This is a genomic window from Thomasclavelia ramosa DSM 1402, from assembly GCF_014131695.1.
Lineage (GTDB): Bacteria > Bacillota_I > Bacilli_A > Erysipelotrichales > Coprobacillaceae > Thomasclavelia > Thomasclavelia ramosa.
Map to the genome: position 1 here is coordinate 81,712 of NZ_CP036346.1, position 14,946 is coordinate 96,657.

General features: G+C 31.8%; 9 protein-coding genes. 7 read left to right on the forward strand and 2 right to left on the reverse strand.

From position 1 onward, the window contains the following. Positions 1–18: 18 nt before the first annotated feature. Both EYR00_RS00380 and EYR00_RS00385 read left to right on the forward strand, forming a co-directional pair. Complete coding sequence (locus tag EYR00_RS00380) at positions 19–600, forward strand: RDD family protein (RefSeq protein WP_003535393.1); 582 nt, start codon at positions 19–21, stop codon at positions 598–600. Positions 601–670: 70 nt separating this feature from the next. Beyond that, complete coding sequence (locus tag EYR00_RS00385; protein ID WP_009300437.1) at positions 671–1,471, forward strand: MurR/RpiR family transcriptional regulator; 801 nt, start codon at positions 671–673, stop codon at positions 1,469–1,471. Between the two features lie 29 nt (positions 1,472–1,500). Here EYR00_RS00385 and EYR00_RS00390 read toward each other — a convergent pair whose 3' ends face one another. After that, positions 1,501–2,664, reverse strand: a complete 1,164-nt coding sequence (locus EYR00_RS00390) for a MerR family transcriptional regulator (RefSeq protein WP_003535389.1) — start codon at positions 2,662–2,664, stop codon at positions 1,501–1,503. 138 nt (positions 2,665–2,802) lie between these two features. Here EYR00_RS00390 and EYR00_RS00395 point away from each other — a divergent pair, with 138 nt between their 5' ends. The 3 genes from EYR00_RS00395 to EYR00_RS00400 all read left to right on the forward strand — a co-directional run bounded on the left by EYR00_RS00395 (position 2,803) and on the right by EYR00_RS00400 (position 7,390). Continuing rightward, a complete protein-coding gene (locus tag EYR00_RS00395) occupies positions 2,803–4,338 on the forward strand; it encodes an LTA synthase family protein (protein ID WP_227154471.1) in 1,536 nt (511 codons plus the stop codon). A gap of 905 nt (positions 4,339–5,243) precedes the next feature. Continuing rightward, positions 5,244–5,375: a hypothetical protein gene (locus EYR00_RS15690; RefSeq protein ID WP_257603233.1), complete on the forward strand. Its 132-nt coding sequence runs from the start codon at positions 5,244–5,246 to the stop codon at positions 5,373–5,375. 659 nt (positions 5,376–6,034) lie between these two features. Beyond that, complete coding sequence (locus tag EYR00_RS00400; protein WP_003535379.1) at positions 6,035–7,390, forward strand: NlpC/P60 family protein; 1,356 nt, start codon at positions 6,035–6,037, stop codon at positions 7,388–7,390. 267 nt (positions 7,391–7,657) lie between these two features. On the opposite strand, the gene EYR00_RS00405 is transcribed toward EYR00_RS00400, so the two are convergent. Then, complete coding sequence (locus EYR00_RS00405; protein ID WP_008792507.1) at positions 7,658–8,134, reverse strand: phosphatase PAP2 family protein; 477 nt, start codon at positions 8,132–8,134, stop codon at positions 7,658–7,660. 139 nt (positions 8,135–8,273) lie between these two features. Here EYR00_RS00405 and EYR00_RS00410 point away from each other — a divergent pair, with 139 nt between their 5' ends. Next, positions 8,274–9,638 (forward strand): exopolysaccharide biosynthesis polyprenyl glycosylphosphotransferase, encoded by a 1,365-nt coding sequence (locus tag EYR00_RS00410; RefSeq protein WP_003535375.1) that lies wholly within the window; start codon positions 8,274–8,276, stop codon positions 9,636–9,638. 153 nt (positions 9,639–9,791) lie between these two features. Beyond that, on the forward strand, positions 9,792–14,780 hold the full coding sequence (locus EYR00_RS00415) for a GBS Bsp-like repeat-containing protein (RefSeq protein ID WP_182481622.1): 4,989 nt from the start codon (positions 9,792–9,794) through the stop codon (positions 14,778–14,780). Positions 14,781–14,946: the final 166 nt, after the last annotated feature.

Consider the following 14,946-nt stretch of genomic DNA (forward strand, 5'->3'; position numbering starts at 1 on the left):
ATTTATTGGAGAAGAAAAATGAGTAAAAAAAGAGATAATAAAAGAAAAATAGAGATAAAAGGCTACGATATTGCTAAGTTGCGATTTCAGCGTTTTTTAGCAATGGTCATTGACTGGTACATTAGTAATATGATTGTCGCTATTCCTGTAACTTTTTTTCTTAGGGGTAAGGACTATATTCAACCATATTCTTTTCAACTAGAAACATATGGCTATAAAATAGGAATGATCTATGGTCTGTTTGTTGTAGTTGTTGGGATTTGTTATTATTTTGCTGTTCCGACATATATATGGAAAGGTCAAACTTTAGGAAAGAAAATTTGTAAACTACAAGTTGTTAAAACTGATGGACAAAAAGTGGATACAAAAACAATGTTTTTAAGAGAAATCATTGGTGCAGTAGTAATAGAAGGTGGGATTGTCGTTTCAGCCACGTATATCCGTAAATTAATTGGCTTATTGATTACAGCCGAGATTATTCCGATTCTTAAATATGGAGCGTATGCAATAACCCTCGCTTCAATTATTTATGCGTATTTTAATCCTTTATCACAATCTTTTCATGATAAACTAGCAAGAACAGTAGTAATTAGAAAATAAAATTAGACATTTTAACTGTTCATGATATACTATTGAATTATTAATAGATTTTATGAAGGGTGGAACTGGTATGTATAATTTAACGATTATCTTGTTATCAACGATCAATAGCGAATTAATTAATTCTAATAATTATCGAATTGCTAAATATATTTTAGAGAACATGCGGGCTCTGGAGGATATCTCCATAACCGAATTAGCGAAAGAGTGCTATGTGTCTAATTCTAGTATTTCTAGGTTTTGCCGTGATATTGGCTTACGAGATTATAATGAGTTAAAAAGTCAAATTGCAAAGTACCAGCCAGCTCACCAGTATGCCAAAAATAAATTCTATTATCAAAGTTATCAAAAAGAGGTTCCTGGTCAATCCTTTGTTGAAGGGGTTATAGAAAATTTACAATTATTAAAGAGAACAATTAACGAAAAAGATATTTATAAATTGGTAACTGATATTGCGAATTATTCAAATGTTGCAGCCTTTGGATATATGCAATCACAAAGTGTTGCCCAAAATTTACAATATGATCTTCAAACATGCCATAAATTTATTCATACATCAATGAAATATAGTGATCAAATTGAATATATCAATAATGCTGATAGTAGTAATTTGATTATTATTTTATCAGAATCCGGTACTTATTTTAAACGAGCTTTTGAAAGAAAGACATTATTTAGAAATACTAATGACAAACCTAAAATATATTTAATTACTTGTAATTCGGATATTGAAATTCCCTATGTAGATTACTATATTCGCTATGAAAGTATTAATGACTATGCCAGTCATCCATATTCATTAGCAGCCATTACGGGAATGATCTGTACATGTTATGCGGAGCGGTATCTAGAGGCTCCTGAACCAATTTAAAAAGTAAAGCGACTCCTAAAAGAGTCGCTTTACTTCGTACAAATAAATAAACCAGAGTCCTTGGTGATCTTAATCCCCTGGGATTCTTTGATTAAATCTTCGATATATATTTTAAATTCTTTTAGTCGATTACCAAGGTATTCGTTTTGATTACCATGACAACTAAGAATATAATCGATAAGTGGTTGGGCTTCAGTTATTAACAAATAATCTTCATATTTTTTTAATTCCACATAATTAAAATAGCTTTTTAAAATATCTTTACCATTTTCAAGACCGAAACGTTCAGGAAGAGGATCATCAGATAAAGAGATACGTGAGTCAAAGTTTTGAGCAAGTTCGCTAATTTCCTGCATATGATATTTACTGTAGGTCGTGCAATAAAAAGTACCATTATTCTTTAAGACACGAGTTATTTCAGTTAAACCTTGTTTTAAATCCTTTAAATAAAAAAGCATGTGATTAGCAACAATTGTATCAAAGTAGTTATTTTTAAAAGGAATACTTTGGCAGTCTGCAACAATATAATTATAATCATTTCCAAGTTTTTGACGAATTTCATCTATCATTCCCTCAGAATTATCTGATAAGAAGATTTCTCGATTACGAAGATTATATGTATTGTTCTCCCATAATTTACCATTTCCACAGCCGAGCTCTAATAGACGATACACGGTGGAAAAATCAATTTGTTCAAAAATCCAGGGAAACCAGCCTTGCTGGTTTATTGAAAATTTGTCATGCAGTTTGATTCGTGTATCAAGATTTTTAGCATTCATATATTGCGTGACAAGATTATCATCAATTGTTGATAAGCGGATCAGTTCAATAATTTTGTCCCAGGCGATATTTTTTTTATTGATTAGACGCTCTGTTGCTTTTAAAGAATCTTTTAGATTGGTTAAATGTTTGATTTTCTGATCAATTAGATTGGTTTGCAGTTTAATCGACTCTTTAAAGTTATCCTGGTTATTATCTTGAATAAGAGGATAAATTTCTTCAAGTGAGAATCCTAATTCTTTTAGTGAGAGGATCTTTTGAAGGGTAATTAAATCACGATTGCAATAGCGGCGATATCCGTTATCAAGAATTTTTGTTGGTTTTAAAAGACCGATTTTATCATAATATCTGATTGTTCTTAAGGTGACACCTGCCATTTTCGCAAATTCACCAGTTGAATATAGTTTTTCCATAGTTATATTATAAGGTGAAGTGTTGTTTTTTTAAAGAAAAATAAATTTTTAATCTAATTTAGAAACGAATATATTATTGTGTTAGAAATTTGTTAGAAATTGTTAAAGATTATGTTAAAATTAAATTTGGTGATAGTAATGAGTAAAAGGCATAGAGCTGTATCAATAATTATATTTAGTATTTTTTTATTTTTATCGTTAATGATTTGTACTTCGGTATTGTGGTGTAATCGTACTTTTGGAAAAGTAGATATGGATCAGTTGTTGTTTACTGTATTAGCTCCGACAACAAGTACTGATCATGGTATTATTATTAGCTGGATTTTAGAATCACTTGTTTTTTCTTTGGTAATAATGGTAATTGTTTTAATTTCTTACTATTTGATAAGAAAATATTGGGCAAATAGATTTGTGAAACCAAGATTTTTATATGTGATTAATCGTCATCTATGGGTTTTAGGAGTTGTTTTATTGGCAGGTGCGTTATCTATGGCAGAAAGTAATTTTGGGGTATTTGACTATTTGCGCAAAAGTAATCAAAAAACGGAAATATATGAGCCGAAAAAGATTGCTGTAAAGAAAGAGGTTTCGGACGGAGATCCAGAACTTATTTATGCTGATCCAACGAGTGTTGCAGTTTCTGGTGAGAATCCTAATAATTTAATATATATATATTTAGAGTCTTATGAAAATACGTTCATGGATGTTGTTAATGGCGGTATCAAAGAAATTAATTGTTTACCTGAGCTGACTCAATTAGCCAATGAGAATATTAGTTTTTCAAATACTGACAAAGCTGGAGGGGCTTTGGGGTTTACTGGAACTACTTGGACGATAGCTTCAATGGTAGGGCAGTCATCAGGCTTGCCATTAAAATCAGAAGTAGCTAATGATATGAGTAATTATGCTAAATTTATGCCGGGAGCAAAAATGATTGGTGATATTCTTGCGGAAAATGGTTATATTCAGGAATTTTGTATTGGAGGTAATGCGACTTTCGCGGGGACTGATAAGCTGTTCGAACAACATGGAAACTATAAGATCGTAGATTATAAAGCCCTTAAGAATGATGGACGAGTGCAACGAGGTGAAGTGTGCGAGTGGGGAATAAATGATCAGGGCTTATTTAGAATTGCTAAGGAGGAGATAACTAACTTAGTCAATAGTGGTCAAAAATTTAATTTTACAATGGCAACAATAGATTGCCATACAACCGATGGAATTAAATGTTCACTTTGTCCGAATACCTATTCAAATAGATATGAGAATATTTATGCTTGTCAATCAAAACAAGTAAATAATTTTATCTCATGGTGTAAGGAACAGTCCTGGTTTGCAAATACAACAATTGTTTTAGTTGGTGATCATAATACTATGGCGGTTAAATATACTAAAGATATTCCTGCTGATTATGTTAGAACGACATATAACTGTTTTATTAATTCTAAAGTATCGAGTAATAATATAAAAAACAGACAGTTCAGTCATTTAGATATGTTTCCAACTACGTTAGCAGCTATGGGATTTAAAGTAGATGGAAATAAGTTAGCTTTAGGTACAAATCTTTTTAGTAGTTTACCTACAGCGATTGAAAAGTATGGTCAGGCTTATATTGAGGCTGAAGTTCAAAAGAGTTCAACTTTTTTAGATGAGAATATTTATAAGTTTAATTAAGTATTGCGTTGATTTTTATTATATGTTTCAGAAAGTCTAGAAAAGAGTCTAATAAAATTATTTAAAGAATATTTTAGATAGATATGCTTTATAGTATGAAATCTTGATAATATATTTTATTTACCATGATTCAAAGATATGGGTATTTATCTGAAGATTACAATAAGTTCAAAGGATGATAATAAGATTGAAAATTATAATGGTCATAATTTTGTGAGACTTCAGCTATTGTATATGGTAAAGCTAATGGCAATAATAAAGATAAAAATGAACAAAAAAAGCTTGAGAATGCAGGTATAACTAAAAATAAATTTGTTAAGTGGGCATAAGATTATTAAAAAAACCACAAATTTTCTAATGAGTATTTATTAATTGTAAAAGTCTATAATTTTATATTTTACTGATATTAAATAGCTATATTTACTTAAATGTAGATAAAATTTATTTTTTGTAAAGTAGTATTTATCACTACTATATTGTATAATTATATATAGCGATGGAGAGAAAATCTGAAGAAGCTATTTGAAATTGTATTGGTACTATTTTTATGTATTGGAATGGTTGGGGGCAGTAGTAAATCAGATAATTTGAGTGGCTCAAACAGCTCAGAATTAAAAACTAATTCAGAAATAAAGTAAGTTTTAGAAGCTACCGGGTATACAACAGAATATGGAGAAAATCTTGAGGCAAGTGTTGATGCATTTGCTAGAAATAAAAAGTAGGTCAAGTATTTATTTTTTATGAAAATTACGAAGATATGGGCTTGACATATCAATCTAATGAAACAGTGTTATTTGTTGATGAGCGATCAACATTAAATCTTTAAAATAATGGTGTATTTAAGGTTGGAGTGGATTTAGAGGCTGGAATATATAATATTAGTCTATGTGGTGATAATTCATATTATGGGACTGTGTTTCTTAATGATGATGAAAAAAATTGAAATTGGATCAAATGATTTTGGCTTTACTGATGATATTCAAATAAAAGTCAATGATAGAGAATATTTAGTAAGTGCTGTAATTACTAAAGTTTAGTAAATATAATGTGTAAAAAATTCTGTTTAGAAGAGTAACTCTAAATATACTGTACTAAAGTCGTTAAGTTTTATAAAATTAATTAATAGTTTTTAGAATGTTGTTAAGTGAAGAAAAGTATATACCAGAAATATTAATTATAACATTTTTCTTATTAATTTTAATAGTCAATAGCTTTCTTATTGTATAACCATAAATTATTTCGTAAGCATTATAGGAGAGAATGCTCGAAAAACTATCTGTGACATGAGTGCAAGTATAGTTTTATAAAGATAATATTGTCTTTATTTAAAATTGGATTGGAGTATTTAACTGTTTTTTGTATGTTAAATATTTTAATTGGTTATATTAGTATTCAAAATATTAATATTAGTTATATGGAAGAAGTAGGAGAGTTAAGTTTTTGGCTCTTCTATTTTTTGATATAATATTTTATTGATTTAAAAATTATTTATTAAAATTTCTATATATTTAATAAAACTATATTTTGATAATAGAAAAGTAGGTTGTGAAAAAAGCTAAATTATGTACGGATTGGTTTAAAATATAGATTCACTTTAACAATTCTAAATAAAAATCAGGAAAGGAAAAGTATATTGAATTTTTTGTTAATGATTTGATGATAACAGATTAGATTCTAATATACAGAGAAAAGTTTTATGAAAAAATTTTTAAAGTTATTTGTGGTAGTAATGCTTACATGCACGACGCTAGTTTTTACATTAGGCATTTTTACTTCACCCCTTTCATTAAGTGCAATGGAGTTACCAGCAATAAATTATCAAGCTCATGTTGAAGATAAAGGTTGGTTAGATACAGTCCATGATAATGAAATTGCAGGAACTGTAAATCAAAGTAAGCGACTAGAGGCATTAATTTTAAATCTTAAAGAAAATGATAAAAGTATGGTAAGATATCGTGCTCATATAGCTGATGTTGGGTGGCAAGCATGGGTTACATCAGGAGCTCAAGCAGGCACTACAGATAAAGCAATAGCTATACAAGCGTTTCAAGCAGAGCTTACAAATGAGTACAAAGATATGTATGATATTTATTATCGGGTACACGTGCCATATAGGGGTTGGCTAGGCTGGGCAAAGAATGGAGAGATTGCAGGATCGATAGGACTTGCACTTCGAACAGAAGCGATTCAAATTAAATTAGTTATTAAAGGAAGTCAAATTTCAACAGAGGGATTATCATCACTAACAAAACCAACATTAACATATAGCTCTCATGTGCAAGATATGGGATGGATGAGTTATGCAGATGAAGGTAAGATGGCAGGAACTACTAATCAAAAAAAGAGAATGGAAGCTGTTAAAATTAAATTAAGTGATTTTGATGGTAATAGTGGATTAACATATCGAACTCATGTTTCTGATGTGGGTTGGCAGAACTGGGTCTCTAGCAATGAAAGAGCGGGAACTGAAGGTCAAAATAAACCTATTGAGGCAATTGAAATTAGTTTATCAAGAACAATGTCTGATTTTTTTGATATCTATTATAGAATGCATGTTTCCAATATGGGTTGGTTAGGTTGGGCAAAGAATGGAGAAACAGCAGGTACGATAGGGGGAAGGATTCAATCAGAAGCAATTGAAATTAAACTTGTTCCTAGAAACTCCACATTTGATAGAGGTGGTGTGGCTTTTGTAGATGCTACAATTACGATACGTGACCGTATCGTTGATGCAGCGCATTCGAGATTAGGATGCCCATATGTTTGGGGAGGAAATGGTCCCAACACATTTGATTGTTCTGGGCTTGTTAAGTGGTGCTATGCTCAAGTAGGATTTAGTATTCCTCGAACAACAGGTGAATTAAAGAGTTATGGTACTCAAATAAGTGTATCACAAGCTTTACCAGGAGATATTTTATGGAAGTCAGGTCATGTTGGTATTTACATTGGTAATGGTCAATATATCCATGCACCTCAAACTGGTGATGTAGTTAAGATTTCTTCAGTATCGAGTGGTAACTTTACTTTTGCTAGAAGATCTAATGAGTTATAAAGAATATATTAAAGACTCGTACTTTTGAAGTGAAGTCGAGTCTTTTTCTAAATTATTTAGTTAAATGTTTAATATCAAAATTATCTACCTTTTATACTCATCACTATTTTTAATTTTAGTTTTGAACCTTGGAAAATAGATATATTGTTTTCTAATTCTTAATTACATGTTGGATATTTTACTATTACTATATGCATCCTTTAATCCCACCCAGTATTATTTAATAAAAATCACAAGAATATTTTTTATCTTGTGATTAAAAAGTTATTAAATTAAATTAACTATAAAAGCAATAGCAATACTTGCAAGAATATCAGTTAAGTAGTGAACACCTGATAAAAGTCTACATAATGAGATAGCTATTGCAAGGGTACTTAATAGCAATCCCATATTAGGACCAAAGTGTAAAACAGCTAAAGCAATTGATATTGACATAGCAACATGAATACTTGGAAATGAATGACCCGTTTTTTTACTGCCGTCAATTGGTGTCAAATCATATTTTTCAGAGGGGCGTTTTCTATCAATTACAATTCTTAAAATAGCGGTAATTGCAAATACTGCTATTGGTTCTGCCGCTAAACCTAATAGGTTGTGTGGTCGATCTAAATATATTTTTAATAAAAAGAGCATATAAAAAATAGCAACCATGTATGGACAAAATCTTGAAGTAAAATGAGTACAAGATTTGATAAATGGGTGATTCCACATAAATTTATTTAATCCCGTATAAAAGAATTTCATGGACAACCTCCTATAAAGTATATAATTATTATACAATATTTATCAGTTTAAACAATCTTATTAGTTGTTTAAACTGATAAAAGATAGAAATAATAGTTGTATTAAGGTATAATTGTTCTATGAATGTCGAGGTGGAATTATGAATAGAAAAATAATGCCAATCATGTTATTTATGATTGAGGTTGTGATGTATTATTTTATATGCTTATATTTTCATATGGATATTGATTTAATAGTGGGATCAGGAACGCTATATTTTTTATTTTTATTTATTTACGGACATTATTCATTAAATACTTGTTTAATATGGAATGAAATTCAACAGCTTGTCAAATCAAGTTTTTGTTTTTACATAGCTTTATTAGTTTTAGTACCCCAATCTACAGGTTACGAAAGAAAAATGCATTTAACGCTTATGGCGATATCAATGTTTTTGATTAGTTTATTAGCATCTAGATTTCTTAGAATTGCGTTTAGAGAACAATTTGCGAGGAAAACATTAGTTATTGGTACCGGATACGAGGCAGCAAGATTAGGAAAAATATCAAATAATAATAGATTTGCTTTAACTAATATAATGGGATATGTTGATGTAAATAAAACAAATGAATTATTTAGATTTGAACAAGAAAATATTATTAAGCATAGTCCTATATATGAATATGATAAAATTGATGAAGCAATAGAAAACCTAGGTATTGAACAAATCATTATTGCAATACCAGAAGCTGATCAGCAAGTAATTGATAAGGTAATGAGCGATATATATGGTAAAGTTGATTCAGTTAAGTATTTACCAGATGTGAATGGAACAATGACGTTTTCTTCAGAAGTTCAAGATTTTGATGGACAGCTACTAATCGCAACTTCAAATGATGAAATTGGATTATTAGATAAGTTTATTAAGAGACTTATTGATATATTAGCTGGTATAGCAGGGGTGATGACTTTACTGCCATTAATGGCTTATGTGAAATATAAATATGTTAAGAGCGGTGACCATGACAATATCATGTTTTCACAAGAGCGGATTGGGAAAAATGGAAAGTTGATTAAAATATATAAATTTAGATCAATGATACCTAATGCCGAAGCTGAGCTTGAAAGAATGATGGAAGAGGATCCTAAAATAAAAGAAGAGTATTTAACTAACAAAAAATTAAAAGATGATCCTCGGATTACTCCTGTTGGACATTTTTTAAGGAAAACATCGTTAGACGAGTGGCCACAATTTGTAAATGTATTAAAGGGTGAAATGAGTTTTATAGGGCCAAGACCATACTTACCACGTGAAAAAGAGGATATGGGTCAATATTATGATTCAATTATTAAATTAAAACCTGGTGTTACAGGGATGTGGCAAGCTAATGGTCGAAGTGATGTGGAGTTTAGTTATCGGTGTAAATTAGATGACTATTATTATCATAATTGGTCAATATGGTTAGATTTTACAATTATGTATAAAACTGTTAAAAGTGTTGTTTATGGAAAAGGTTCGTTATAGATATATAGTTTTAGATATTTAAACAAATAAAATAAGAAAGTGTATATAATTATATTTAATTATAAATAAATGTGTGAATTAATGATTGAATGATTGTTATATTAGCACATTTTTTGTATACTTATACTGATTAATAGAGTCAGGAGAGTGTGTATGAAGAAAAAAATAGCAAAAGTTAGTGCTGCATCGTTGATTACATTAAGTATGACAGTGGGAAATGTTGCGGCTTTTAATAATCATGATGATTTATCAGTAGAAGATGAAAGTAGTAATGATAAAAATATAGATCTAAATAGTAATTCCACTACGGAATTAGAAAATAATTCTTCGATTGAAACAAAAAATGGTAATAAGGAAGTTATTGGTCAAACTAAATTTGTTGATGAGAATGGAAACATCACAACTGTGGATGTCTATGATGGTACTACTGGAGAAGTGTATAATCCTAGATTAAGAGTTGTGAGTACAGCCAATATGGTTAATTTTAACTGTAGTAGTGCAGGAACAACTACGGAGTTTGTAGATTATTATACTGGACAGGCGGGATATATTTCAAAAGCAAGTGCTGCTGATGCTGCTTTTTTAGGTTATGAAAATGGAAAAGTTAAGTTTATGATTTCAGGTGTTACAGGGTTAGTAGATCCAAGTAAAGTAGAGGTTTTAACACAAGGAACTTATTATGCAAGTAACTATGAAGTAAATTCATCAGGTAATTTATATCATTATATTTCTAATAATGTTAATGCTACCGGTAATCAAGGAAATAGTAACTATGTAGGAAAAGGACCAAGCTATTTGACAAAAGGAAAAGAATATTATAGCTATGATGGACACTATTTTTATGAAAATTATAATACTATGATTACGGATTACAAAAATAATGTAAGAACAAATTCGGTTAATCCAAGTACCCCATATTATAATTATTTTCAATACCTACCAATGCGAAGTAAAACAAACTACACTGCTCAAGAATTAACAACTTATCTTAACAATAAAGCAAACTCAAGTACATCGAAATTAAATAATACTGGTGACATGTTCATAAAATATCAAAATAAGTATGGTGTAAATGCATTAATGGCAGCGAGTTTTGCTGCACTTGAATCAGGTTGGGGTAAGAGTTCTATAGCTCAAAATAAAAATAATTTATTTGGGATGAATGCAACAGATGCTAACCCTTCAGAAGATGCCAAAAAATATTCAAGTGTCGAAGCTTGTATTGAAGATTTTGCATCAAACTGGATGTCAAAGAAATATCTAAATGGGACATACACAAGTTTATTTAGGGGTGGGTACTTTGGTGATAAAGGAAGTGGAATTTTCGGTAAATACTCCTCTGACCCATACGAAGGTGAAAAATGTGCATCAATTGCTGAAAATATGGATGCGAGTATATCTGGAAAAGATAAAAATTATTATACTATTGGTGTAAAAGATGTTGCTGGAACGTCACGGACTAATTTGAATGTACGACAATCAAGCAATATATCATCAACAGTTCTATATACAACAATAAAAAATCCTAGTTATGCTTTTATAGTAAGAAAGAAGACTCCTGAAAATGAATTCTATGAAATTCAAAGTGATTCAGTATTGAATAGTAATAGGACTGCAGTGTCAACAAGTGCGGAATATAATTATGACAGTGATTATGCATATGTATCTTCTAATCATTTAACAATTGTAAATAATGGAAATGATATTTCATATGAGAAAAATGAAGCACCAGTAATAAGCAATGCGAAGATAACAAACGTGAGCCGAAGCGGATATACAGTGACATGTACAGTAACAGATGACAATGCGGTAGACAGAGTACTGATGCCGACATGGAGCGAGAACAACGGGCAGGATGATCTGATCTGGTATACAGCCAACAGGAGCGGAAATACATATACAATAGAAGTAAAGACATCAAACCACAAAAATGACAGCGGAAAATATCATACTGATATATATGCTTATGACAGCGAAGGAAAAGTAAGCAAGGTAGAGCTGACGGCGACAGTACCGGGGGCAAATGAAGCACCGGTAATAAGCAATGCGAAGATAACAAACGTGAGCCAAAGCGGATATACAGTGACATGTACAGTAACAGATGACAATGCGGTAGACAGGGTACTGATGCCGACATGGAGCGAGAACAACGGGCAGGATGATCTGATCTGGTATACAGCCAACAGGACTGGAAATACATATACAATAGAAGTAAAGACATCAAACCACAAAAATGACAGCGGAAAATATCATACTGATATATATGCTTATGACAGCGAAGGAAAAGTAAGCAAGGTAGAGCTGACGGCGACAGTACCGGGGGCAAATGAAGCACCGGTAATAAGCAATGCGAAGATAACAAACGTGAGCCAAAGCGGATATACAGTGACATGTACAGTAACAGATGACAATGCGGTAGACAGAGTACTGATGCCGACATGGAGCGAGAACAACGGGCAGGATGATCTGATCTGGTATACAGCCAACAGGACTGGAAATACATATACAATAGAAGTAAAGACATCAAACCACAAAAATGACAGCGGAAAATATCATACTGATATATATGCTTATGACAGCGAAGGAAAAGTAAGCAAGGTAGAGCTGACGGCGACAGTACCGGGGGCAAATGAAGCACCGGTAATAAGCAATGCGAAGATAACAAACGTGAGCCGAAGCGGATATACAGTGACATGTACAGTAACAGATGACAATGCGGTAGACAGAGTACTGATGCCGACATGGAGCGAGAACAACGGGCAGGATGATCTGATCTGGTATACAGCCAACAGGACTGAAAATACATATACAATAGAAGTAAAGACATCAAACCACAAAAATGACAGCGGAAAATACCATACTGATATATATGCTTATGACAGCGAAGGAAAAGTAAGCAAGGTAGAGCTGACGGCGACAGTACCGGGGGCAAATGAAGCACCGGTAATAAGCAATGCGAAGATAACAAACGTGAGCCGAAGCGGATATACAGTGACATGTACAGTAACAGATGACAATGCGGTGGACAGAGTACTGATGCCGACATGGAGCGAGAACAACGGGCAGGATGATCTGATCTGGTATACAGCCAACAGGACTGGAAATACATATACAATAGAAGTAAAGACATCAAACCACAAAAATGACAGCGGAAAATATCATACTGATATATATGCTTATGACAGCGAAGGAAAAGTAAGCAAGGTAGAGCTGACGGCGACAGTACCGGGGGCAAATGAAGCACCGGTAATAAGCAATGCGAAGATAACAAACGTGAGCCGAAGCGGATATACAGTGACATGTACAGTAACAGATGACAATGCGGTAGACAGAGTACTGATGCCGACATGGAGCGAGAACAACGGGCAGGATGATCTGATCTGGTATACAGCCAACAGGACTGGAAATACATATACAATAGAAGTAAAGACATCAAACCACAAAAATGACAGCGGAAAATACCATACTGATATATATGCTTATGACAGCGAAGGAAAAGTAAGCAAGGTAGAGCTGACGGCGACAGTACCGGGGGCAAATGAAGCACCGGTAATAAGCAATGCGAAGATAACAAACGTGAGCCGAAGCGGATATACAGTGACATGTACAGTAACAGATGACAATGCGGTAGACAGAGTACTGATGCCGACATGGAGCGAGAACAACGGACAGGATGATCTGATCTGGTATACAGCCAACAGGACTGGAAATACATATACAATAGAAGTTGATATGATGAATCATAATTATGATACTGGTAAGATTAATACTGATATATATGCTTACGATGATGAGGGTGAATATAGTAAACTTGAATTGGATACAAAAATTGAAGAAAATCAAGCACCTGTTATAAGTGATGTAAAAGTTATTAATGTGACATCTGATGAGTATACGGTGATTTGTAAAGTAACAGATGATTTGGAAGTTGTTAGAGTTCAAATGCCAACATGGACAGTAAACAATGGACAGGATGATATAGTATGGCATGAAGCTGAATTGAAAAATGGTGTTGCTACGTTTACGGTAAATCGTAAAGATCATAATTTTGAGTATGGTGATTATATTACTCATATTTATGCGTATGATAGAGAAGGATTAAAAGGTTTTTCAATTTGTGGTACAGTAAATTTAAAAGAACCTGATATAAATACAAGTACTAAACCAATAATAAAGAATGTCAAAATTTCAAATATAAATGATAGTGGGTATACTGTTACTTGCACAGTTTTAAGTAACAATAAAATTACAGAGGTATTATTTCCTACGTGGACATATAAAAATGAACAGGATGATTTAATTTGGGGAGTGGGACAAAAACTGGAAAACGAATACACTTTCAGAGTAAATAGAAGCGATCATAATTATGAATTTGGAACGTATGTCACGCATATCTATGCTTATGATGAAAAAGGTGCAGTAAACAATATAGAATTACCGTTTCATAATATAATAAATACTACGGAAAGAATTGGATGGGCATATATTGATGGGCAAAAATACTTTTTTGATAATAAAGGAAATATAGCTGGGAATATGCCATCAAAAAAGGTAATTGATGTTAGTTCATATAATGGGAATATCGATTGGAATACTGTAAAACAGTATGGAGATGTTGATGGAGCAATTTTGAGAATTGCAGCTCATCCTAATGGGGAATACATAGAAGATGTGCAATTTGCAAATAATTTGGCGGCATGCAGAAGATTGAAAATACCATTTGGGGTATATATATATGATTATTCTAACAGTGAAAATGATGCCTTAAATGAAGCAAAGTTTGTAATAGATATTCTTCAGAAATATAATGTTACACCAGATGAATTAGGATATCCTGTATATTTTGATTTGGAGCGCACTACTATAACAAAAGAGCAAAATATAGCGAATATGAATGCATTTATAAGTGAAATGAATGCAAAAGGTTATACAACAAATGTATATAGTTATCGAGCAATGCTTAATAGCAGTTTAAATGATAAGGCTATTTTATCCAATGTATCGTGGATGGCTGCTTATACTGATACAATTGGATGGGAAAATCCATACTATAAAGGTAAATTCGGATGGCAATATACAAGTTCTGGAAGCATTCCTGGAATTTCGGGAAATGTAGATATTAGTTGCTGGTATACTATATAATTAAATAAAAATATTATGGTAAAAAGTCTATTGAACCAAATTGTTTGGACTAAATTTAATTAGTAGAATTAAGCGACGCTTTAAAATAATATAGGGTACTAAACAAAAAGTAGGGTTAGAAGATGTATAATCTTCAATAATTATCCTACTTTTTTATGTCTAGATA